Here is a 22,248-nt window from a genome sequence, read left to right as displayed (position 1 = left end):
TAATCCTGACAATAAGACTATGAAGCATAAATACATCTCAACACAGTCAAACGAACTTTTATCATACTTCAATGATAAAGGAAAAGTGTGTTTTGATTCTAAAACAGCTTTAAAAGCGTTTCCTAATGCCAAAGAAAGTACCGTTAGAGAATTATTAAGCGACATGACAAAAAGAGGCTTACTAATGCGAATAAAAGACGGTGTGTATTACATTATTCCTTACGAAGAAGATCCTGAAAACTTCATGCCCGATTGGCATATATTGGTAAAGTATTTAGTAAAAGATGCCAAGCATTACATAGGGTATTCTTGAGTTTTGTAAAAGGTAATATCTCCGATAGTACCTTTCAATTTAATTATGCCTTTCTGTCTAGCCATAACTTCAAAATTTAATTCAACATTTGGTTTGCTTTCACAAACCTCTCACGACTCCATCATTCTAAATTTTGTTGCAACAGTTTCAAATGATCATAACAAAGATTACAACACATTTTGCCAAAGAAAAAACTGGTAGTGTACCATATGTCCAAAATCGACACAAGTGTCCGGAATGAGCACAAAAACACACTCAAACAGTTTAAAAAATTATGATTAAATTGCAGAAGATTTTCTGCAAGTCAGAAGCTAGTCAAAGCCTAATCAAAGGCATGGATAAAGTATGAAAGCGATACCGAAAAGAATATGCATCTATCCAAAAGACATTGAACGAATAACAGGCAAGAGTTACAGACAAAGCACCAGGATATTAAAAGCAATCAAGAAAAGTAACAACAAACTTGATAATGAATTAGTAACTATTGAAGAGTTCTGTCGATACACAGGTTTGAAAATTGAACAAGTAGAACCGCTTATTTTTGGATAAGATTTAGAAATAATAAACTAGAATAACTATTCTTAAAAAACTCTCGAATAAAATTAAAACTAGTTCATTTTTTGGTTTAGATTAATTTGCTAAATACCTCATTATTTACTAGCTTTACACTATTAAGATTTAGTGATAATTGTATTCCAAAAAAGGAGCATTATCGAGACCAAGTAGTTTTTAAAGTTTATATTTTGTTATATAGCAATGTATTGCGGAAAAGGTTTTGAACCCTCATCGCCCACAAAATAAAAAAGCAACTCAAAAACGAGTTGCTTTTTTTATATCTTTATTTTCAGTTTTATATTTCTATTATTCTACACAATGTAAATAGTCAACAAAATAATTTGAAGGTGAAGTTTTAGTTTTCAATAATTCTGAATCTAAATTGCTTTTTAAAACAATATCCTTTGATTCTCCAACAAATTTTATTCGCATTAATGAAATTGGTGACTTTTTAAGTTCTTCGTAGTTATCTTTTAGAAACAAAAAGTAATTAGTTATTACCTTAATGTTGCTTTTTGTTTCGGTATCAAAGCTAAACGAACTACAGTTCTCTTGATTTGAATTGATTAAAGAAATTATTTTTCCATTTTCTAATTGAAAAATAACCTTAGAATTTTTATCAAAACATAAAACTGGTATAAAATCAGTGCTTTTTTGAATTTGCTGCAAGCCTAACATTGGAACTCCATCTGAGTTTAAAAGCGAAAAGAAAATCATTTCTTTACTGTTTCCAAAGACTTTTTCATGAATTAAAATATCTGCTGTTTTTTTAATGTAGGTTGAATCTGTTTTTTCTTCAAAATCTAGTAAACAATCTTTTTTTTGCGCAAATGATAAAGTAATAGTAAATAAAAACAGAGTTAATATGTAATTCTTCATGGTTATAATTTTGTACAAATAAGTACAATTTTTTCGTTATTGATATTTGTGGTAAAGAAAGCAAATATAGTACCACCATCTTTAATTTTAAACTTTTTTTTGATTTCTTCCACACTCAATGGAAAATTTCGTGTAGTACAATTCATTTTTTGATTTTGAAAAGGCTTCATGAATTCTTTTTGAAATGGAACTACTTCATTAATTTGAAAACTTCTACCTTGAAAATCTACTATTTTATCTGAAGTAAATAAATGTGAATGTTGTTGTAATTTATCTATTGAATAAAATTCAGAGACAGCATCCATATTTCCTGATTTCATAATAGAACTGTTGGGTTCGTACAAATATTTTTTAGGCAAAGAATAAGTAGTCAAATATTCTTTTCTGTAAATTGTTTCGTGATGGTTTATAGTTTCATTTTCAATATTTACTGAAGAAATAAAAATATCTTTTGTATATCCTTTTTCTATTTCCCAAAGCAACTCTTTGATTTCATTTTTCACAGCTACAATATGGATTTTTTTAACGAATTGTAATTCATTTAAACCAGAAGTTAAATCTAAAATAGGAGCTGTTTTGATCAGTATGTTATTTGAAAACTTAAAATAGTCATTTAATAACTCAGGAACATTTGGCAAACAATCTTTTAATAAAAAAACCTTTCCTTTTGCATCACTTCTTCTTGATGGATCAATATAAATCCAATCAAATTTAGTGTTTAGTTGCTTTAAAATAGTAAAACTATCACCGTGTAAGCAATTGATGTTATTTTGGTATAAAACACTAAAGTTATGCGAAACAATGCTAGATAATTCTTCGTTCATCTCACAATGATAGACTTCTTTGAAATTTTGAGCAAAAAAATAGTCATCAATTCCAAAACCACCCGTCAAATCAATTAATTTTTCTCCTTTTAATAATGAAGCTTTGTATTTTGCTGTTATTTCAGAGGAAGTTTGTTCTATTGAAATTTTGGCAGGATAAATAATGTTTTTAGTTGAAAACCAAGTGGGTAATTTGTCTTTAGCTTTCTTTTTAGCAATAATTTGATTCATCAATTCTGGATAATCAATCGATGGAAAAGGATTCTTTTTTAAAGCTAATTCCATATGATTTACATCCAAATTCTTTTGAATAAAATCTTGAACTTTATCATTTAATAGGGTATTGAATTCCAAAGTTTATTGAGTTTTAGTAAGAAGTTTTACAAAAGTATTGTTTGGAAAAAACTCTTTAGCAATTACTTTTAAAACAGTGTACAATGGAACCGCTATAATCATTCCTGTTATTCCAAAAAGATATCCTGCAATTAATATGACTAAAAATATTTGCAAAGGATGAGAATCTGTACTTTTTGAAAAAATAATAGGTTGACTGAAATTATTGTCAATAAATTGGACTAAGAAAAACCCAATAACTACATAAATGGTTGTAGGAATAATTTCGGTTGAAAAATCTCCTTGAATATTGCTAATCATTGTTAATAATGCTGCTAAAACGGTACTGATTATTGGTCCAACATAGGGTATGATATTTAAAATAGCACATAAAAGGGCAATTATCAAAGCATTATCTACTCCAAAAATCAATAAAACGATTAGATATAATATAAAAACAATCAACAATTGAAGCATTAAACCAATAAAATAACGCGATAATAAATCGTTACTTTGTCTAACAGAATGTACTATTTTATCTTTATTTGCATTAGGTAAAAGACTTTTAAAACTTCTAAAATAATAGGTTTTATCTTTTAATAAAAAGAAAGTGATGAATATTACAGAAACCAATCCAACACTAAAATTTCCTAAGGTATTTATGATTCCATTTACAAGGTTTGGAACAAAATTAAAATCAATTTTCTTTATCATCGATTCGCTGTCTAATGTTTTAGAAAGATCGATATTGTACCTTGAAAAATAGTCTGTCAATTGATTTATAACAGTTGTATAATTCTGTTTTAAAGAATCAATATCTAATAAAGATAATTTATCAACTTGATTAATAAGTAATGGAACAAATAATAAAATAAAACCAATTAATAATAAAATGAAGAAAAGTAGAGTAGTGACCACAGCAAAAGTATTATTGAATTTTAACTTTCTCTTTAAGAACTTAACAATTGGACTTGCAATAAGTACTAAAATGATAGAAACTATCAAATAGACTATAACAGTTGAAATTTGATGAAGTATAAAAAGACTTAATGCAATGAGAACTAAAATTCCAATAGCTCTCAAAATACCGTTTGCCAATGTTTTTGCAGTCATGATGCTAAAATATAAAAAAAACTCGTTAGTTATAACGAGTTTTTAAATTAAATTATTTTTTAGAATATTATGGTTGAGCAAATGAATTTCTTGCACCACCAGATGAAAATAAAGCCAACATTCTGCTTTTTTGTCCATTTGAAAACATATACATACAAGAATCGTTAGTGTAGTCCATATAATTCATAGTCATTTCAATTGGACTTCCTGAACAAGTAGAGTAATGAGGGAAAGATGGACACCCATAATTTGCAGTGTTGTGCGTAGGAGTATCGCTTACCAAATCACTTCCACAAGAAGCATCTCCCCAAATATGACGTAAATTTAACCAATGTCCTATTTCGTGAGTTGCTGTTCTTCCTAAGTTGAAAGGAGCAGAAGCAGAACCCGTTGTTCCCATTGCATTATTATCAATTACAACACCGTCAGTAGCTGATGGTCCTCCAGGAAATTGTGCATATCCTAAAATTCCACCGCTTAAATTACAAACCCATAAGTTTAATTTTGTAGTTGGACTAGTTGGATTAATCCCTCCTTTATTTGACTTCTTCATTGAATCATCAGTCCTCCAAGAAGATTTTTTTGTACTTTTTCTAACAACTGCATCCAAAACAAATGATATGTCAATATCTGCTTTTACACCTGAAAAAACAGAAGGAACACTATTATATTCAATATTTGTTGCATTAAAGTCAGCATTTAATACATCAATTTGAGATTGAATTTGGGCTAGTGAAATATTCTCAGCAGAAGTTTTATAAAGAACATTTACAACTACTGGAATTACAATTTTTCCATTCACTAGTTTACCTTCCTGAATAGCTTTTTCAGTAAAAGATTCTATTTCACTCATTCTTTGAGCTAATTTTGGATTTTCACTTAACTTCTCTAAAAGTACATCATGTGATGCACAACCTCTGTGAGCGATTTCTGAAGTAGCTGATACGCTTTCAGTAGTTTCATTTTCTCCACAAGAAAACAAAAGCATCAAAACAGATGTCGATAGAATTAATTTTTTCATAAATAGAATAATTTTGGTTTGTTAAAGTGTTACAATTTTAATTAAAAATATAACACAATTTCAAACAAATGTTAAATTATTTGAAAATAACTCAAAATATGCGGTTAAACCGTAAAAAATTCTAAATCAAAAAATTAATTTTTAAAAACGTAGTTTATAATGTTAGCTCCCATTTTTAAAGCCTTTTCTCTAACACTATCAGGGTCATTATGTACTTCTTTGTCTTCCCATCCATCTCCTAAATCACACTCAAAAGTATAAAGTAAAACTAATTTGTTTTCAATAAAAATTCCTAATGCTTGTGGTCTTCCATTTTCATGTTCGTGAATTTTGGGCAATCCATTTGGAAATAAATTTGGTCCTTGAAAAATTTCATGATTGGAAGGAATTTCTTTTAAGTCATTAGTAGGAAATATTTTTTTAATTTCTTTTCTAATGTATTCATCCATTCCATAGTTGTCATCTATATGTAAAAAACCACCAGAAGTTAAGTAATTTCTAAGATTTTCAACATCATTAGGACTAAAAACAACATTTCCGTGTCCAGTCATGTGAATAAATGGATAAGAGAATATTTCTACACTTCCTACTTCAACAGTTGCTACTTTTGGACTAATTTTAGTATTAATGGTTTGATTGCAATATTTTACCAAATTGGGCAAAGAAGTAGGGTTTGCATACCAATCACCACCACCAGCATATTTTGCTAATGCTATTTCTTGTGAAAAACCCAAATTCCAAAAAAATAAAATTCCAAAAAAAACTAATTTCTTCATACTATTCATTTATCAAAGCTACTGTATGACAAGCAACAACTCCAGCTGTTTCTGTTCGTAACCTAGTGTTTCCCAAAGATACAGGAATAAAATTATTTTTCAAGGCTAATGCAATTTCTTTCGGAGAAAAGTCTCCTTCAGGTCCAATTAAAATCAAAATATCTTGGTTGGCTTGAAAACTATCTTTGAATAAATATTTCTTATCTTCTTCGCAATGAGCAATAAATTTTAAACAATTTGACTCATTTTTAAGAAAATCTGAAAAAGCAATGGGTTGATTTATTTTTGGTAAATAAAACTGATTAGATTGTTTCATGGCTGCTTGAATGATTTTTTCTGCTCGGTCAGTTTTAAAAATTTTTCTTTCGGAATGATCACAAATTATAGGTGTAATTTCATCAATACCAATTTCGGTTGCTTTCTCCAAAAACCATTCTAATCTATCATTCATTTTAGTTGGAGCAATAGCTATATGTAAGTGATATTTTTTTGAATCAAAAGAGTCGATTTTTACAATCTTAACTTCGCATTTTTTTTCTGATTCCAAAGTAATTTCAGAATGAAATAAATTTCCTTTTCCATTAGTAATGAATATAATATCACCACCTTTCTTTCTTAACACTTTAACAATATGTTTACTTTCTTCTTTATCAAATTGAAAGAAAGTATCAGTAGATTTAATATCTGGATTATAGAATAATTGCATGGTGAAAATTTAAAATTCAATTCGAGCTTTAGAAACAATTGAAGCGTCACTAAAATTGTTTTCTAAATAGTTATAATAGCCCACAATTCCTATCATGGCTGCGTTATCAGTTGTGTATTCAAATTTTGGGATATAAGTTTTCCAACCGTATTTTGATTCAGCCTCTTTCAATGTTTTTCTGATTCCAGAATTCGCTGAAACTCCACCACCAATAGTAATTTGTTTGATTCCAGTTTCTGAAACAGCCATTTTGAGCTTATCCATTAATATGTTAATAATAGTTTGTTGGATTGAGGCACAAATATCAGCTTTATTTTCTTCAATGAAATTAGGATTTTCAGCTACATTTTTTTGAATGAAATATAAAATTTGTGTTTTTAAACCACTAAAACTAAAATTCAAACCATCAACTTTTGGTTTGGTAAATTGATAAGCTTTTGGATTACCTTCTTTGGCAAATTTATCGATTAATGGTCCACCAGGATAGGGAAAGCCCAATACTTTTGCACTTTTATCAAAAGCTTCTCCAACAGCATCATCAGTAGTTTCTCCAATTATTTCCATGTCAAAAAAACTAGTAACCTTTACAATTTGTGTATGTCCACCGCTAATTGTTAAAGCAATAAAAGGAAAAGTTGGTTTATCATAACCTTCTTCATCAATAAAATGTGCTAAAATGTGCGCTTTCATATGATTAACAGCAATCAAAGGAATTTGTAAAGCAGAACTCATTGATTTTGCAAAAGAACCACCAACTAATAATGAACCCATTAAACCTGGACCTTGTGTAAAAGCTATACAGTTTAAGTCTTCTTTTGAAATTCCGGCTTTTTTTAAAGCAACATCAACAACAGGTACAATATTTTGCTGATGTGCTCTAGAAGCTAATTCCGGAACAACACCACCAAATTCTTCATGAATAGGCTGACCAGCTACAACATTTGATAAAACTTTATCGTTAATAAGTATAGCAGCTGATGTATCATCACAAGAACTTTCAATAGCTAATGTATATATTGATTTTTTTGTCATAAAAGAGGCATGAAATTTGTTAATTAGTAAGAATATCTTTCAAAAATAGTTATTTTTGTTTCAGAAAGAATAGTGTTGGTTTCAAAGCACAAATTTAAAACATTTTTTTCGTATCAAAACATTTAAAAAAATAGTACTTCGTTCCCTGTTGGGTTTGCTAATTTTGTTGCTCGTTTCGGGTGTGCTTTTGTCATTGCCATTTGTGCAAACAAAAATAGGTCAACATGTTACGAATACTTTAAATGAAGATTTTGGTACAAATTTATCTATTGAAAAAATAGCAATTAGTCCTTTTGGAAATGTAAAACTTAAAAACATTGTAGCAAAGGACAAAAAAAACAATAATCTTTTTCAGATTGATAAACTTCAGACTTCAATTTTAGAAGTTGGAAAATTAATAAATAATGGACATCCATACTTAAAAAACCTCATAGCTGATGGATTACATTTTAATATAATCACATACAAAGGAGATAAAGAAACTAATCTAGATGAGTTTGTGGCCTCCTTTGACGATGGAAATCCAAGTTCTGGAAAATTTAGAATGTTTGTGAATAACATGAAAATAAGTAATAGTTTATTTTCATACACAGATTATAATTTAGAAAATCCTAAAGTTTTATATTTCACAGATTTGAATGGTGAATTAAATCAGTTTGCAATTAAAGGAAGTGATGTTACTACGGCTATAAAAACATTATCTTTAAAAGACCATAGAGGTTTAATTGTTGAGAATTTGTCTTCTAATTTTACCTATACAAAACAAAATATAATCTTAGATTCTTTAGCTTTACAATCTGCAAATTCTAACTTTGAAGGAAATGTAAAACTATTGTACAATAGAGAAGACTTTAAAGATTTTAACAATAAGGTAGTTTTTGATGTTCAAATAGATAAAGCAACTATTTCAACTAATGATTTAAATTACTTTTATGATGAATTTGGAGCAAATAACACCTTTTATGTAGATACTTATTTAAAAGGAACACTAAATAATTTTACAACTAAAAATTTAAGCCTAATTGATAAATATGGTTCAGAAATTAAAGGTAATGTTACGTTCAAAAACTTGTTATCAAAAGGGATAAATGATTTTGAAATTTCTGGTGATTTTAACCGAATTTATTCAAGGTATGATGATTTAAAAATTTTGATGCCAAGAGTTTTAGGAGAAAGATTACCTTCTTCCTTAGATTATTTAGGAAGTTTTGATATCAATGGAACAGTTGATTTGACTTTTAATGATATTGATGCAGATGTAACTATGCTTTCTGAATTAGGTTATTTAAAATCTAAACTATACATCAATAGCCTTGATAATATTGACAAAGCTGAATACAATGGAAATATCATTTTAAAACGATTTGATGTTGGTACTTTAATTGGTGAAAAAAGTATCGGAAAAACTACACTTAATCTTGATGTAGATGGAAAAGGATTTACCAAAAAGTATTTAGATACAAAAGTAGCTGGTTTTGTAGAATCATTAAATTACGATGGCTATGCTTATCAAAATATTGAAGTAGATGGAAAGCTAAAAATGCCTTATTTTCAAGGGTACTTCAATAGTAATGACAAAAATCTAAAAATGGATTTTGATGGACTTGTTGATTTAAGTTCTAAGTCAAAAAGCTATAATTTTAAAGCCAATATTGATTATGCCAATTTAAAAGCATTGAAACTTTATACAAAAGATAGTATTTCAGTTATTAAAGGATTGGTAGATATAAATGCCACAGGAAATTCTATTGATGAAATATATGGAACAGTAAATCTGAAAAATTTATATTACCAAAATAACAAAGATTTCTACTTTTTTGATGATTTTAAATTAGAATCGAGTTTTGATGAAAAGAATGAAAGAACTATAATTGTTGAATCTCCAGATATTGTTAGTGGAAAAGTTGTAGGAAAATTTAAATTTGACCAATTACAAAAACTTCTTGAAAATGCTGTAGGAAGTTTATATGCTAATTATTCTCCGAATAAGTTGTTGCCTAATCAATACATGACTTTTGATATTACTATTTATAATAAAGTTGTGGGTGCAATCTTGCCAAATGTTGAAGTAGGAGAAAATACAAGAGTAAAAGGACGAATTGTTTCAGACGAAGAATTATTTACACTTGATTTTAAATCTCCTTCAATTGCTATTGATAAAAACAAATTTAGTGGCATTACCATTGATATTGATAATAAAAACCCTTTATACAATGCTTATATTTCATTAGACAGCTTGCATACTAATTTTTATGATATATCAGAGTTTAATTTAATCAACATTACTCAAAATGATACATTGTTCTTTAGAACAGAGTTTAAAGGTGGAAAAAATAAGGAAGACAAATACGATTTGAACTTGTATCATACCATAAATCCTGAAAAAAATTCGGTTATTGGGTTTAAAAATTCTGAAGTGAATTTTAAGAACAGTCTTTGGTATATCAATGAAGATGAAGATTCAGCCAATAAAATTGTTTTTGATAAAAAGCTTGAAAATTTTGATTTCGAAAAATTATTGTTTTCAAACAAAGATGAATCTTTCTCTTTTGAAGGAGTTATAAAAGGAAAAGATTACAAAGATTTAAACCTCAAGTTTAACAATGTTGATTTAAATAAAGTCACACCAGCTTTGAACAATCTTACGTTTGCAGGAAGAATGAACGGGATGATTGATTTTAAACAAGACAAAGATATTTATAAACCAGTTTCAGATGTTAGAATTGATAGTTTAGAAGTCAATGATTTTGATGTAGGTGATTTGAAACTTCAAGTTACCAGCGATGAATATTTTAGAAAATTCAATGTAAATTCTTCGATTGTTAGGGATGGTTTTGAAAGTTTTTATACTAGAGGAAATATTGAAATCATAAACAAAGAAGCCATTTTATCTTTAGATACAAAATTTGAAGATTTTGACATCAAACCACTTGGACCCTTGTTGAGTTCAGTGTTTTCAGACATGAGAGGTTTAGCAACCGGAAGAGCTAATATTGTTGGAAAAGCCAATGACCCTGAAATTGACGGAATCATCTATTTAGATAATGCAGGAATGAATGTACCTTATTTAAACGTAGATTTTAATTTAGAAGACAGATCAAGAATTGATGTAACAGAAAGTCAGTTTTTATTCAGAAGTTTTGAAATTACAGACACAAAATACAATACAAAAGGAGTTATTTCTGGAAATATTAAACATAAGAAACTAGACAATTGGGTTTTAGATTTAAATTTATCTTCGAGAAATATTTTAGCATTAGATACTAAAGAAACAGAAGATGAATACTACTACGGAACAGCATTTTTAAATGGAAATGCCTCTATAAACGGACCAGTTGAAGCATTAAAAATAAATGTTTCAGGAAAATCAGAAAGAGGTACAACGATAAAAATCCCTGTAAAAGACACCGAAAATTATGGAGATGTTTCTTATATAAATATTATAAAAGTTGGAGAAGAAAAAATCATTAAAGAAAACATTCAGGATTTAGGAGGATTAGATTTAGTATTAGATTTTGATATTACACCTGATGCTGAAATTGAAGTAATTTTAAATAAAGAAACTGGTCATGCTATGAAAGGCAGAGGAGCTGGTGGAATGTATTTGCATATCAACACAAAAGGAACTTTTGAAATGTATGGTGACTACACTATATATGAAGGAGAATATAATTTTAAATACGGTGGAATTATTTCTAAAAAATTAGCAGTTAAAAAATACGGAACAATTGTTTGGGAAGGTGATCCAATGGCAGCAACTTTAAACTTAGAAGCAGTTTATAATACACAAACAAATCCTTCAGTACTTTTAGAATCTTCTTCTATTTCAAATAGAAAAGTAGATACTGATGTTATCATCAAAATCACAGGAAACCTTGAAAATCCAGAAACTGAATTCTCCTTGGAATATCCAAATGTAAGTTCTGTTTACAAATCTGAAATTTTATATAAATTATCGGATAAAGATACACGTCAACAACAAGCACTTTCTGTTTTAGCTGGAGGAACTTATTTTGCACAAGGAGCTGTTGCTAGTGATTATTACTCCAATGCTTTGAGTGAAACAGCTAGTAGTTTATTAGAAGATATTATTTCCAATGAAGATGATAAAATTAAAGTAGGTTTAGGATATACAACAGGTTCTAGAATTAATAATATTTCCGACCAAGTAGGTGTTAACTTAAGTACTCAAATCAACGATAAGATTTCTATAAATGGAAAAGTTGGTGTACCTGTTGGAGGAATTAGTCAATCTGGAGTTGTAGGTAATGTGGAGTTGCAATATCAATTAAATGAGGACAATACGTTGCGTGCAAGAGCTTTCAATAAAGAAAACGATATTAGTTATATTGGACAAGGAATTGGATATACACAAGGAATTGGTTTATCTTACAATGTAGATTTTGATAACATTTCAGAATTATGGAGAAAAGTTTTTGCTCCAAAAACATTAAAAAAGAATGATGAGAAGAATCCTTATGATGAAATTCCACCTGATTCAGATTTAGATCCTCAATATATTAATATTACTACTCAAGATAAAAATAAAAAGAAGACACAGGAAAACGAAGAAAACGTTCCTGAAATTGAATAATTCTCATTATTCGCTATTTATTTTTAAAATTCCCTATTTATTTCAATCGTTTTAGTAAAAAAACTTAAAAAACTTATCAACGAAAACGTTTGAAAATTTGAGTATTTGTTATATTTTTTCTAAAAAGATTGAATAAAAATTATAAATCATCTAATTTTACGATAAAATATAAAAAATATGTCATTGAATATTAAAAAAATAGGAGTACTAACATCTGGAGGAGATTCACCAGGAATGAATGCAGCTATTCGTTCAGTTGTGCGTACATGTGCTTTTCATAATATAGAATGTATTGGAATTTATAGAGGATATCAAGGAATGATTGAAGGTGACTTCAAAGAAATGGGACCTCGTTCTGTAAATAATATTGTCAATAAAGGAGGAACAATACTTAAGTCTGCACGTTCTGTTGAATTTAGAACGGCTGAAGGAAGAAAAAAAGCCTATGAAAAACTAACACAAGCAGGAATTGATGCTTTTGTGGTTATTGGTGGTGATGGTTCTTTTACTGGAGCCGAAATTTTTAATAAAGAATATAAATTTCCTGTAATGGGAATTCCTGGAACTATAGATAATGATATCTATGGAACAACACATACATTAGGATATGATACTGCATTAAACACAGTTGTAGAAGTAATTGATAAAATTAGAGATACAGCAAGTTCTCACAACCGATTATTCTTTGTTGAAGTGATGGGTCGTGATGCGGGTCATATTGCTTTAAATGCAGGAATTGGAGCAGGAGCAGAGGAAATTCTTATTCCTGAAGAAGATTTAGGTTTAGAACGTTTGTTGGAATCCTTACGCAAAAGTAAAGCTTCTGGAAAATCATCTAGTATTGTTGTCGTTTCTGAAGGTGATAAAATAGGAAAAAGTGTTTTTGAATTAAAAGATTATGTTGAAGAACATATGCCAGAATATGATGTAAGAGTATCTGTTTTAGGTCATATGCAACGTGGTGGTTCACCTTCTTGTTTTGACCGAGTATTAGCTTCAAGATTAGGAGTTAAAGCTGTTGAATCAATTTTAGAGGGTAAATCAAATTATATGGTTGGAATTATAAATGACAAAATAGCTCTAACACCACTAGAACAAGCTATAAAAGGAGAAACAGAAATAGATTTAGAATTATTACGCGTGTCAGATATTATGACAACTTAAAATATTAATAAAATAAAATAACATAAAAAAAATGTCAAAAGTAAAATTAGGAATAAACGGTTTTGGTAGAATAGGAAGAATTGTCTTCAGAGAAACATTCAATAGAGATAATGTAGAAGTAGTAGCAATCAATGATTTATTAGATGTAGATCATTTAGCTTACTTGTTAAAATACGATTCAGTTCACGGTCGTTTTGCTGGAAAAGTAGAAGTAAAAGACGGAAAATTATACGTAAACGATAAATACATCAGAGTTACAGCAGAAAGAGATCCTAAATTAATTAAATGGGATGATGCAACTGTTGATGTAGATGTAGTGGCAGAATGTACAGGTATTTTCACAACTTTAGAATCTGCTCATTATCACATTGATGGTGGTGCTAAAAAAGTAGTTATTTCTGCTCCTTCAGCTGATGCTCCTATGTTTGTAATGGGGGTAAATCATGAAACTGCTAAAGCTTCTGATATTATTGTTTCAAATGCTTCTTGTACAACAAACTGTTTGGCTCCATTGGCTAAAGTTTTAAATGATAATTTCGGAATTGTGGAAGCATTGATGACAACTGTTCATGCTACAACATCAACGCAAATGACTGCTGATGGACCATCTAAAAAAGATTGGAGAGGTGGAAGAGCAGCAAGTGTAAACATTATTCCTTCTTCAACTGGAGCTGCAAAAGCTGTTGGAAAAGTTATTCCTGAATTAAATGGAAAATTGACTGGAATGGCTTTCCGTGTACCAACTATCGATGTTTCTGTGGTTGATATGACCGTTAAATTAGCCAAAGAAACTACCTATGAAGAAATCATGAAAGTAATCAAAGAAACTTCTGAAACTAGTATGAAAGGAATTCTTGGTTATACTGAAGATGATGTAGTTTCACAGGATTTTATTTCAGATAAGAGAACTTCAATTGTTGATGCTAAAGCTGGAATTGGATTAAATTCTACGTTCTTTAAAATTGTGTCTTGGTATGATAATGAATATGGTTATTCAAGTAAATTGATTGACTTAGCCGTTCATGTAGCAAAATTATAATATATTTGGGTTGAATTTATAGTCTAAATTCATATATCTAAATTCTAACTTCAAATTATGAAATTACTAGTTGATAGCGGTTCAACAAAAGCCGATTGGATGGCCATTGATGATAACGGTAAAGTTTTATTTACTACACAATCATTAGGTTTAAATCCAGAAGTTTTAACCAAAGAAGAAATTATTCAACGATTAGAGGATAAATTCGATATTTCTCACAATAAAAAAAGTGCTACTGAATTGTTTTTTTATGGAGCAGGTTGTGGAACAGATAGAATGAAAAACTTTTTAAGAGAAATTTTTCAAGAATATTTTACTAATGCAAAAATTACGGTAGAAGAAGACACTTATGCTGCAGTTTATGCTACTACACCAAAAAATGAAAAAGCGATAGTTTGTATTTTAGGTACAGGTTCCAATTGTAGTTTTTATGATGGTACTATTCTTCATCAAAAAGTACAATCATTAGGTTATATTGCCATGGATGATGGTTCAGGTAATCGTTTTGGACGTCATTTGATAAGAGGATATTATTTTAATAAAATGCCAGCATCATTAGCTAATGACTTTGAAAAAGAGTTCAATGTTGATCCTGATTTTATCAAAAACAAATTATATAAAGAACCTAACCCAAATGCTTATTTGGCTACGTTTGCCAAATTTTTGATAAAGAACAAAGACCACGAGTTTTGTAAAAAAATCATCAAAAAGGAATTAAAATCGTTTGTTAAAAATTACGTCATGCAATTTGAAGAACACAAAAATGTTCCTGTAAATTTTGTAGGTTCTATTGCTTTTTATTTAAAAGACGAACTGAAAGTAGTTTTAGAAAAATATGGTTACAAGATGGGAAATGCACTGAGAAGACCAGCTGATGGTTTAATTGAGTTTCACACAAACTAAATAATAAGAATCCTGATGTTTTTGTCAGGATTTTTTATTTTTACACAAATATATTCAGCATGTAAAGATGCTACAGTAAATTCAACATAAAATGGAAATAGCAATAATTGCTCACGATGGAAAAAAAGCCGATATGGTTCAATTCATCAATAAAAATAAAGACATTTTAATTAAAGAAAACATAAAACTAATTGCAACTGGAACGACAGGAGGAAAAGTAGCTTCTGTGGGTTTAAAAGTAAAGAAAATGCTTTCTGGACCATTAGGAGGTGATGCCCAAATTGCCGCTAGAGTAGCAGAAGGTAAAACAAAAATGGTTTTATTTTTTAAAGATCCCAACTCAAGTCATCCACACGAACCGGATATTTCTATGTTGATTCGTATTTGTGATGTGCATAATGTTCCTTTAGCTACTAATGAAGCCTCTGCACAAATGTTGTTGAATGCTTTGACTATGGATTAGGGAACAAGTATTTCAATATTTTTTAATTTAGTTTTCTAAATTACTTTTTGTTGGTTCAATATTTCTAAATGAACTTGCGATATTTCTAAATGCAGGAGGTATATTTCTAAATGTAGGAGGTATATTTCTAAATGCAGGAGCTCTATTTCTAAATGCAGGAGGTATATTTCTAAATGCAGGAGGTATATTTCTAAATGAACATGCAATATTTCTAAATGCGGGAGCTTTATTTCTTTTTTACATTTACTTTTATTTAAGACTGAATACAAAAAATATTTTTAAAATTTCAACTCATAAAGATTTTATGGAAGGAATAACTAAGACTAAACCGTTGTGTAAAACTGTTTTTGGCTATAGTTTTTTATTTAAAATAATAATTTTCAATTAAGAGTCCAACAACAAGCAATGCAAAAGGTATCAATATTTGCCACCAAAATTTTGAGAGAAATCCGAGAAATTTATTTTCTCCATTTTTTTCAAAATTTTTGGTTATGCTTTCGTCATTATTTTTATTAGATGAATTATCGATTTCTATCTTGGAATTTATTATTGAACCATTGAAAATATTGTTAATTTGAGATTGATTTTGCTGTAATTCTTTTTCTTTTTTCAAACTATAATATTTTTTAAATCCACCACTTTGAATAAAACGGTCAGTTAAATAATTGCATTCAATTTTTGCATAACTTTTTCCACGATCTACAACATTTCCTATTGAAAATTCGTTTAATGAAAATTCTACAATTTTGTCATATAAAAAATTAAATTGATGTAATGAAACTTCAAACTTTTCTGCTAAGAAATAATTTTCGTAACCATAGCCTTTATTACTATTTAGAAATATTAAAATTTCATCTAACTTATATATTTCTTTATTATTTAATTCAGTCATCTTTTTGAAGTTAAAATTATTTCACAACGTTCCCAGGCTTTGCGAGGTTGCGGACTAAAGAAGCCGAAACTTTCGGTTAAACACTGAACTTAAAGATACAAAACAAACTTTAAATTCAGTCCAAAACCCGCAATCTTGCAAAACCTGTGTTGTAGGCTGTTTTTTTATTCCCACCAATATTCGTATTTCCAATTTCTTACACCGTTATGATGTGAACAAGTTCCAGAACCAGTCGAATATGAGGAAGTTCCATCTCTGCAAGTTGCACCAATTCTTTTACGAGAACCACAAGTGTATAAAGAAAGTAGAACAATAACAATTAAAATGAAACAGCCAGAATTCGATTTATTTTCCTTTTCATTCATAAAATCTTATTCTTCGTAAAACTTTTTTACTTCATTTACTGGAACACCGAAGCTAAAACTTTGGCTATTTGTGATTTTTGCAAAATTAACTCCAACTAAATTTCCCCATTTGTCAACAATCGGACTTCCACTTGAACCTTCTAATGTTGGAATTGTATATAAAATTCTTTCACCATCATTTTCTTGACTGATTTTTCCGCTTGTAAATTGTGATTTAATTCCTTGTTTTGTGTTTGCCAAAGAAAAACCACGATTAAAACCAATCATGAAAACGTCTTCGTTTATTTTGATTGGATTTTTTATGTTTCGTTCTTTATTTTTTTCTGGGTTTTCTTTTAAGTTCGGATTATTGTCCTCAAAATTAAAAATGAATTTTGGTTTAGTATTGAATGATTTGTTTTTGGTTTGAATAAGAGCTAAATCAATTTTTTCGTTTTCTGAAGTTTTTATAACTACACATTCTTGCAAATCATCAAATTCAGTTACGTGGGTGTCATTATATGCAATACCCAATTTGTGAATTATTAATTTGGAAGTTGCGTTTGATAAATCAATGTCTTCAATTCTTTCATATAAGTCAACCAAAAAGTTTTTTTTATCTACAACAAAGGCGTAACGGTTTTCAAATTTCTGCTTTTCGTAATAATCCATCTGGTCAGAATATTGATAATAAGTTGATTTTATCTGGTCAATTGTATCGTTATACATTCTAACTTCATACAAAATACTTGATTTTGCTTTTTCGTAAAAATTAACTAATTCTATTTTATAATTTTCATCTTTATTATTTACAACGTGATTATTTGTAATAATTTCTCCATTTTCAGAAATAACAAATCCTGTTCCTGTAGAAAAGGATAAATTATTAAGAACTTCTTCCTTTGAAAAAAAGAGTTTTTTTTCTGAATTAGGAGAATAGTAATAAGTAGAATTACCTGAATAAACTTCGTAATAATATTGGCTTGCAATTAGAACTACACTACTTTTATATTTTTCAAATATTTTTTCAGGTGTTTCAGGTTCAATGTCTTTTTTATTACAAGAAAAAAACATTAATATAAACAAAAAAGAAGTTATTATTCTCATAAAATTATTTATTTAGGTTGAATAATTACACCGTCAAGTAACATTAATGCATTGATTTCTTTACAATATTTGTTGTAAGTATCACGTGAAATATCTTTATAATAGTAATTATAAGTATCATAATTATCAATCTTTTTGTAATCACAATAATACCAACTACTTATATTTAATTGCTTAAGCATTGGAGTATCAGCTTCAACCATATTAAAATATTGATTTAATTCTTGTTGGTTTAAACCTGATAAACCTTTAATTGGTTTAAATTGAATTATTGAATAAACTTTCTTTAAGTCATAAGTCGAGAACTCGCTATTTTGTGCGAAAGAAAATGAACAAAGAAATAAAGTAAATAAAAGCATGACGTTTTTCATAATAAAGAGCTATTTGTTACTGAATGTAATTGTTGTATTATCTCTAAAAACCAAACTAAAAGCTGAAGTGTAATTATCAGGTGTGATGCCTAAACGTAAGATACCTCCATTATCAAGAACAAAAAAATAAGTCCCCGAACCATCTGAATAGTTCACTCTATAATTTCTTTCAACAAAATATACATGTTTTGAAGTATAATAGAGGATTATTCTTCCTTTACCATTTTCATCTAGATCAAAAATTACTGAAGTATTGTGATAATTTTGAAATTCCCATCTATTTATATCTAAATCAACTTTGTATACCGAAGTATATTTTAATGTTTGGTAATAATTTTTCAAACCATTATCTTGAGAATAAATACTGGCTGTTGTCAGAAAAATAAATAAAATTATTATTTTTTTCATTTTGTTAATAGTTTTAAAAATATTATCGTATTAAATATTTGTTTAGTATTATAATTCTGCAAATTTTGGAAAAATAAATTTAATTTATTTACGGAAAACCTCATTTATAGTTTTTTTTGTCAAATTGTGACTAACTTGTTTATAGTCGCATTTTTATGAGTACTAATAAATAGTTATAATCGTTTGTAAGTAATTGTAAATATATAAAAAATCCCATCAGATAATTCTGATAGGATTAAATATTTTATAGAAAAGCTACTTATTTTTTCTTTGGTTTTCCGTTGTTAAATTTAACTTTCTCAACTACTTGTACCTTTTTTGGTTTTGCATCTCTAGATTTTGAGTTAGAAGCTGGTTTCTTTTTAGCATCCGTTTTTGGTTTGTCGTCAAATTTCTTTTTTGGAAACTCTTTTGCAAATGGTTTTTTGGCCACAGGTTTCTTTGCTGCTGGTTTTTCTCCAGTGGATAAATCTATTTTAGAATTGGCTATTTTAGTTAATTCTTCGCTAGCGTTTTTAGGATTTTCTTTTGTACCACGAAGTTTAATTACCAAACCATTCAAAAAATTACGTAGCAATTGATCACCACATTCCATATAACTAGGATGGTCTTCTTTTCTGAAAATATTTCCCAATTCACCTTTTGAAACTCTAAAATCTACTAATTCTAAAATCTCCACTATTTGGTCGTCTCTTAATTGTAAGGCAACACGTAGTTTTTTAAATATATCGTTGTTTGTCATATGTATGTTTGTTGTTAATGGTTTGTTGTTTATAGTTTTTGTACAATGAACCATAAACTATAAACACTTAACAGTTAGAAAAGCCAAAGATACGCTTTTGCAAATTCCTTTGCCCATAAATTTTCATTATGTTTTCCGTCTTTGACTACTTTCATTTTTGTAAGGTGTAAGCAATCGCAACGTTTTTCTCTAATTAGGTTTTCCATTTTTTCCATTTCGGCAACCAAATTTTCGCTTTCGCTATCACCACACATAAAGTAAATTTTGGTGTTGATTTTTTTAGTGTTTTCCATCAATGTATAAATTTCGTCTGAAAACCAAAAAGAAGGTGAGAAGCAACCTACTTTTCCAAATACTTTTGGATATTTTAATCCTGCATAAAAAGAAACTAATCCACCCAACGAACTTCCCATGATGGCTGTGTTGCTTTTATTGGATTTTGTTCGATAGGTTTTATCTACATAAGGTTTTAAATTTGAAACTATAAAATCTAAATATACATCGGCTTTTCCACCACCAAATTTTTCGTTTTTGTAAGGAGTAAGTTCTTCTAATCGTTTGTTATTTCCATGTTCAATACCAATTACAATGACATTTGCTTTTAAACTGTCTAGCGTTTCGTCAACGTGCCATTCTCCAGCGTAAGATGTTTTGGCATCAAACAAATTTTGGGCATCGTGCATATAAATAACGGGATATTTTTTGCTGGAAGTTTCATAACCAAAAGGTAGATAGACATAAATTTTTTTAATGGTATCTAATTGTGGTGCTTTGATTTCAAATGTGGTATAGCGATTTTGCGCTGAAATTTGGGTTAAACCCCAAAAAAATGTTAAAATAAATAGAACGCTGTTTTTCATTTTTTGTTTATATTTGAATTTGAAATCTTTAATAAAAGTAGCATTTTGATGGAAACTTACCAAGAGAAAATTAGTTTATTGCAAGAAATGATTGCCTTTGCATTGGTTGATGGACAATTACACGATAGAGAATATGACTTCATAGAAATGATCGCACAGGAGCTAGAAATTGATAAGGAAACGATGCTTAAATTATATGACAAAAAACCCACAAAAGTCATTATTAAAGATGAGTTTAGCCGAATTTGTCAGTTTTATAAATTAGCTTTATTAATGCACGTCGATGGTGTTTTACATGAAAATGAACACAAAAAAATCAACGAAATTGGTATCAACATGGGTTTAAATCCATATGCCATGAAACGTGTTCTGCATTTAATGAAAGAATCTCCCACAAGAATGATTGATGGAGATGTTTTGATAGCTGCTTTTCATGAGCAGTACAACTAAAAAAGGCCTAAAAAAATCTTTAGACCTCTTAAAAAAAACTAACTCAAATTTATTAATTTACTTTAAATCTTTTAAGGATTATCTTTTCTCCATTTGACAAACAATGTGGCTACTGGTGAACTTAAACTACCAGGAACGCCATCATTGACACAATATAAACTTAAATAATCACCTGAATTAAAATCTATATTCACATTATTATTGTTGTAAGTTATTCCTGTTAAGGTAAATGTATGAATAACATCTACAGTTGATATTTGAGTAAAATTTCTCCTTATTTCAATGTTTTTATTGGATGCATTACTATTGTAAAATTGCTGAAAAGTAATGGCTACAATGGTTCCATCATAGGGTAATTTTATTCCAACATTGATACTGTTTGTTGTTGTTATGTAGCCGTAACTGTAGGAAGAATTTCCGGTTTGGAAATAATTTGTAAATGTCAACGGAATAGTCTCTAAACTCAACCATTTATTTTTTGCAACACTATATAAGAATAACATACTATCAATAACAGCCATTTGACCATCTGAAGTTCCAGTTGGTGTTGTACTTCTCGATTCAATTTCAAAAGGAGGCATTGTTTCGGTGTCTGATGTTGCAATTTCAAGAGTTGCAGTAGGAGAGGTTGTGCTAATACCAACTTGAGCCAAAACACATATTGGGAAAAACACAAATAAAAATTTAATTTTTTTCATTTTGTTTAGTTTTTGGAATTATGACTCTTATTAAAAACTACATTTAAATGTTATTCTTCAATATTGAAATAATCACAAGTTTCTTCGTAGTTCATTTTAGTAAGTCCTGAAGTATTTAATCTATTTGCTAAAACACCGTTAGGAATAATGATATATCTAAATTTTGCACCCAAAGCTGGATCAATTTGTTGGCTAGTTAGATTTCCAGATAATGCTTTTGCTGTAATGTTTATATCTGAAGAAGAAATAGAACTACTCCCAAAACCAAAGGTGAATTGGGCTCCTCTAAAATCTAAAACAGGTAATTGATAAACGTTTCCGTCTCCATATCCAGTGAAATAAACTAATACTGTGTGGGTATTTTTGATTGATGAAGCAGAAGGCATACCCATAGGAAAATCGATTCCCATGTATTTGAGACTTGCAGATGTTCCTGAAAAATTTGCAGGAATCCAACTTGAATAAATCACATTTGCTGTTCCTGCTGGTCCTTGAGGCCCTTGAGGTCCTTGTGAACCATCTACACCATTTGTTCCATCAATTCCATTGATGCCGTTAACTCCATCCTTTCCATCTTCAGCAGAGCATGAAGTTAGAATAGCTACCAATCCAATTAATACTGTTTTTAAAATTGTAGTTTTCATATGTTAATTATTTATTG

Annotated in this window: 23 protein-coding genes; 7 read left to right on the top strand and 16 right to left on the bottom strand. The window is 29.0% G+C overall.

Annotated elements, in window-relative coordinates:
* Nucleotides 1-19 precede the first annotated feature (19 nt).
* Entirely contained in the window at nucleotides 20-313 is a 294-nt protein-coding gene (locus ACFO3U_RS09635) for a hypothetical protein (RefSeq protein WP_379741257.1), read from the top strand.
* Nucleotides 314-1,174: 861 nt separating this feature from the next.
* Here the strand turns inward: ACFO3U_RS09635 and ACFO3U_RS09630 are convergent.
* The 7 genes from ACFO3U_RS09630 to tsaD all read right to left on the bottom strand — a co-directional run bounded on the left by ACFO3U_RS09630 (nucleotide 1,175) and on the right by tsaD (nucleotide 7,552).
* Entirely contained in the window at nucleotides 1,175-1,747 is a 573-nt protein-coding gene (locus ACFO3U_RS09630) for a hypothetical protein (protein ID WP_379741254.1), read from the bottom strand.
* A 2-nt stretch (nucleotides 1,748-1,749) separates the two neighbouring features.
* Nucleotides 1,750-2,925, bottom strand: a complete 1,176-nt coding sequence (locus ACFO3U_RS09625; RefSeq protein WP_379741250.1) for a THUMP-like domain-containing protein — start codon at nucleotides 2,923-2,925, stop codon at nucleotides 1,750-1,752.
* Nucleotides 2,926-2,928: 3 nt separating this feature from the next.
* The gene (locus ACFO3U_RS09620) at nucleotides 2,929-4,017 is read right to left on the bottom strand and encodes an AI-2E family transporter (RefSeq protein ID WP_379741247.1); all 1,089 of its coding nucleotides are present in this window, start codon (nucleotides 4,015-4,017) and stop codon (nucleotides 2,929-2,931) included.
* Nucleotides 4,018-4,084: 67 nt separating this feature from the next.
* Nucleotides 4,085-5,038, bottom strand: a complete 954-nt coding sequence (locus ACFO3U_RS09615) for a zinc metalloprotease (RefSeq protein ID WP_379741244.1) — start codon at nucleotides 5,036-5,038, stop codon at nucleotides 4,085-4,087.
* A 134-nt stretch (nucleotides 5,039-5,172) separates the two neighbouring features.
* Complete coding sequence (locus tag ACFO3U_RS09610) at nucleotides 5,173-5,814, bottom strand: DUF4159 domain-containing protein (RefSeq protein ID WP_379741241.1); 642 nt, start codon at nucleotides 5,812-5,814, stop codon at nucleotides 5,173-5,175.
* A 1-nt stretch (nucleotide 5,815) separates the two neighbouring features.
* The gene (locus tag ACFO3U_RS09605; RefSeq protein WP_379741238.1) at nucleotides 5,816-6,520 is read right to left on the bottom strand and encodes a 16S rRNA (uracil(1498)-N(3))-methyltransferase; all 705 of its coding nucleotides are present in this window, start codon (nucleotides 6,518-6,520) and stop codon (nucleotides 5,816-5,818) included.
* 9 nt (nucleotides 6,521-6,529) lie between these two features.
* Nucleotides 6,530-7,552: a tRNA (adenosine(37)-N6)-threonylcarbamoyltransferase complex transferase subunit TsaD gene (tsaD, locus tag ACFO3U_RS09600; RefSeq protein ID WP_379741235.1), complete on the bottom strand. Its 1,023-nt coding sequence runs from the start codon at nucleotides 7,550-7,552 to the stop codon at nucleotides 6,530-6,532.
* A gap of 202 nt (nucleotides 7,553-7,754) precedes the next feature.
* Here tsaD and ACFO3U_RS09595 point away from each other — a divergent pair, with 202 nt between their 5' ends.
* From ACFO3U_RS09595 to ACFO3U_RS09575, 5 genes are all read left to right on the top strand, one after another.
* Complete coding sequence (locus ACFO3U_RS09595) at nucleotides 7,755-12,146, top strand: translocation/assembly module TamB domain-containing protein (protein WP_379741232.1); 4,392 nt, start codon at nucleotides 7,755-7,757, stop codon at nucleotides 12,144-12,146.
* A 177-nt stretch (nucleotides 12,147-12,323) separates the two neighbouring features.
* A complete protein-coding gene (gene pfkA, locus ACFO3U_RS09590) occupies nucleotides 12,324-13,310 on the top strand; it encodes a 6-phosphofructokinase (RefSeq protein ID WP_379741229.1) in 987 nt (328 codons plus the stop codon).
* A gap of 31 nt (nucleotides 13,311-13,341) precedes the next feature.
* Nucleotides 13,342-14,349: a type I glyceraldehyde-3-phosphate dehydrogenase gene (gap, locus tag ACFO3U_RS09585; protein WP_379741226.1), complete on the top strand. Its 1,008-nt coding sequence runs from the start codon at nucleotides 13,342-13,344 to the stop codon at nucleotides 14,347-14,349.
* A gap of 57 nt (nucleotides 14,350-14,406) precedes the next feature.
* On the top strand, nucleotides 14,407-15,252 hold the full coding sequence (locus ACFO3U_RS09580; protein WP_379741218.1) for a BadF/BadG/BcrA/BcrD ATPase family protein: 846 nt from the start codon (nucleotides 14,407-14,409) through the stop codon (nucleotides 15,250-15,252).
* 91 nt (nucleotides 15,253-15,343) lie between these two features.
* Entirely contained in the window at nucleotides 15,344-15,715 is a 372-nt protein-coding gene (locus tag ACFO3U_RS09575; RefSeq protein ID WP_379741215.1) for a methylglyoxal synthase, read from the top strand.
* A gap of 361 nt (nucleotides 15,716-16,076) precedes the next feature.
* Here the strand turns inward: ACFO3U_RS09575 and ACFO3U_RS09570 are convergent, their stop codons facing one another.
* From ACFO3U_RS09570 to ACFO3U_RS09540, 7 genes are all read right to left on the bottom strand, one after another.
* Nucleotides 16,077-16,607 (bottom strand): hypothetical protein, encoded by a 531-nt coding sequence (locus tag ACFO3U_RS09570; RefSeq protein WP_379741212.1) that lies wholly within the window; start codon nucleotides 16,605-16,607, stop codon nucleotides 16,077-16,079.
* Nucleotides 16,608-16,771: 164 nt separating this feature from the next.
* Nucleotides 16,772-16,972: a DUF3761 domain-containing protein gene (locus ACFO3U_RS09565; protein ID WP_379741209.1), complete on the bottom strand. Its 201-nt coding sequence runs from the start codon at nucleotides 16,970-16,972 to the stop codon at nucleotides 16,772-16,774.
* Between the two features lie 6 nt (nucleotides 16,973-16,978).
* Nucleotides 16,979-18,058, bottom strand: a complete 1,080-nt coding sequence (locus ACFO3U_RS09560) for a S1 family peptidase (RefSeq protein WP_379741206.1) — start codon at nucleotides 18,056-18,058, stop codon at nucleotides 16,979-16,981.
* 8 nt (nucleotides 18,059-18,066) lie between these two features.
* On the bottom strand, nucleotides 18,067-18,429 hold the full coding sequence (locus ACFO3U_RS09555; RefSeq protein WP_379741203.1) for a hypothetical protein: 363 nt from the start codon (nucleotides 18,427-18,429) through the stop codon (nucleotides 18,067-18,069).
* A gap of 9 nt (nucleotides 18,430-18,438) precedes the next feature.
* Complete coding sequence (locus tag ACFO3U_RS09550) at nucleotides 18,439-18,837, bottom strand: hypothetical protein (RefSeq protein ID WP_379741200.1); 399 nt, start codon at nucleotides 18,835-18,837, stop codon at nucleotides 18,439-18,441.
* 259 nt (nucleotides 18,838-19,096) lie between these two features.
* The gene (locus ACFO3U_RS09545) at nucleotides 19,097-19,579 is read right to left on the bottom strand and encodes a DUF1456 family protein (protein ID WP_379741197.1); all 483 of its coding nucleotides are present in this window, start codon (nucleotides 19,577-19,579) and stop codon (nucleotides 19,097-19,099) included.
* 74 nt (nucleotides 19,580-19,653) lie between these two features.
* Nucleotides 19,654-20,439, bottom strand: a complete 786-nt coding sequence (locus ACFO3U_RS09540; protein ID WP_379741194.1) for an alpha/beta hydrolase — start codon at nucleotides 20,437-20,439, stop codon at nucleotides 19,654-19,656.
* A gap of 48 nt (nucleotides 20,440-20,487) precedes the next feature.
* Here ACFO3U_RS09540 and ACFO3U_RS09535 point away from each other — a divergent pair, with 48 nt between their 5' ends.
* Nucleotides 20,488-20,889, top strand: a complete 402-nt coding sequence (locus ACFO3U_RS09535) for a TerB family tellurite resistance protein (protein WP_379741191.1) — start codon at nucleotides 20,488-20,490, stop codon at nucleotides 20,887-20,889.
* Between the two features lie 71 nt (nucleotides 20,890-20,960).
* Here the strand turns inward: ACFO3U_RS09535 and ACFO3U_RS09530 are convergent, their stop codons facing one another.
* On the bottom strand, nucleotides 20,961-21,587 hold the full coding sequence (locus ACFO3U_RS09530; RefSeq protein ID WP_379741188.1) for a hypothetical protein: 627 nt from the start codon (nucleotides 21,585-21,587) through the stop codon (nucleotides 20,961-20,963).
* Nucleotides 21,588-21,637: 50 nt separating this feature from the next.
* Nucleotides 21,638-22,231 (bottom strand): hypothetical protein, encoded by a 594-nt coding sequence (locus ACFO3U_RS09525; RefSeq protein ID WP_379741185.1) that lies wholly within the window; start codon nucleotides 22,229-22,231, stop codon nucleotides 21,638-21,640.
* Nucleotides 22,232-22,248: the final 17 nt, after the last annotated feature.

It is taken from the genome of Flavobacterium ponti, from assembly GCF_042652765.1.
In the GTDB taxonomy this organism is placed as follows: Bacteria; Bacteroidota; Bacteroidia; order Flavobacteriales; family Flavobacteriaceae; genus Flavobacterium; species Flavobacterium ponti.
Note: the sequence above shows the minus strand (reverse complement) of the source record. Positions and strands in the feature narration are given on the sequence as shown.

What these genes read in the sequence shown, in the direction of transcription:
- ACFO3U_RS09550 (WP_379741200.1), bottom strand. Translation starts at nt 18,837, where the DNA reads ATGAAAAAAATAATAATTTTATTTATTTTTCTGACAACAGCCAGTATT.
- ACFO3U_RS09570 (WP_379741212.1), bottom strand. Translation starts at nt 16,607, where the DNA reads ATGACTGAATTAAATAATAAAGAAATATATAAGTTAGATGAAATTTTA.
- ACFO3U_RS09555 (WP_379741203.1), bottom strand. Translation starts at nt 18,429, where the DNA reads ATGAAAAACGTCATGCTTTTATTTACTTTATTTCTTTGTTCATTTTCT.
- ACFO3U_RS09575 (WP_379741215.1), top strand. Translation starts at nt 15,344, where the DNA reads ATGGAAATAGCAATAATTGCTCACGATGGAAAAAAAGCCGATATGGTT.
- tsaD (WP_379741235.1), bottom strand. Translation starts at nt 7,552, where the DNA reads ATGACAAAAAAATCAATATATACATTAGCTATTGAAAGTTCTTGTGAT.
- ACFO3U_RS09535 (WP_379741191.1), top strand. Translation starts at nt 20,488, where the DNA reads ATGGAAACTTACCAAGAGAAAATTAGTTTATTGCAAGAAATGATTGCC.
- ACFO3U_RS09635 (WP_379741257.1), top strand. Translation starts at nt 20, where the DNA reads ATGAAGCATAAATACATCTCAACACAGTCAAACGAACTTTTATCATAC.
- ACFO3U_RS09605 (WP_379741238.1), bottom strand. Translation starts at nt 6,520, where the DNA reads ATGCAATTATTCTATAATCCAGATATTAAATCTACTGATACTTTCTTT.
- ACFO3U_RS09630 (WP_379741254.1), bottom strand. Translation starts at nt 1,747, where the DNA reads ATGAAGAATTACATATTAACTCTGTTTTTATTTACTATTACTTTATCA.
- ACFO3U_RS09525 (WP_379741185.1), bottom strand. Translation starts at nt 22,231, where the DNA reads ATGAAAACTACAATTTTAAAAACAGTATTAATTGGATTGGTAGCTATT.
- gap (WP_379741226.1), top strand. Translation starts at nt 13,342, where the DNA reads ATGTCAAAAGTAAAATTAGGAATAAACGGTTTTGGTAGAATAGGAAGA.
- ACFO3U_RS09560 (WP_379741206.1), bottom strand. Translation starts at nt 18,058, where the DNA reads ATGAGAATAATAACTTCTTTTTTGTTTATATTAATGTTTTTTTCTTGT.
- ACFO3U_RS09540 (WP_379741194.1), bottom strand. Translation starts at nt 20,439, where the DNA reads ATGAAAAACAGCGTTCTATTTATTTTAACATTTTTTTGGGGTTTAACC.
- ACFO3U_RS09580 (WP_379741218.1), top strand. Translation starts at nt 14,407, where the DNA reads ATGAAATTACTAGTTGATAGCGGTTCAACAAAAGCCGATTGGATGGCC.
- ACFO3U_RS09565 (WP_379741209.1), bottom strand. Translation starts at nt 16,972, where the DNA reads ATGAATGAAAAGGAAAATAAATCGAATTCTGGCTGTTTCATTTTAATT.
- ACFO3U_RS09545 (WP_379741197.1), bottom strand. Translation starts at nt 19,579, where the DNA reads ATGACAAACAACGATATATTTAAAAAACTACGTGTTGCCTTACAATTA.
- ACFO3U_RS09530 (WP_379741188.1), bottom strand. Translation starts at nt 21,587, where the DNA reads ATGAAAAAAATTAAATTTTTATTTGTGTTTTTCCCAATATGTGTTTTG.
- ACFO3U_RS09610 (WP_379741241.1), bottom strand. Translation starts at nt 5,814, where the DNA reads ATGAAGAAATTAGTTTTTTTTGGAATTTTATTTTTTTGGAATTTGGGT.
- ACFO3U_RS09620 (WP_379741247.1), bottom strand. Translation starts at nt 4,017, where the DNA reads ATGACTGCAAAAACATTGGCAAACGGTATTTTGAGAGCTATTGGAATT.
- ACFO3U_RS09615 (WP_379741244.1), bottom strand. Translation starts at nt 5,038, where the DNA reads ATGAAAAAATTAATTCTATCGACATCTGTTTTGATGCTTTTGTTTTCT.
- pfkA (WP_379741229.1), top strand. Translation starts at nt 12,324, where the DNA reads ATGTCATTGAATATTAAAAAAATAGGAGTACTAACATCTGGAGGAGAT.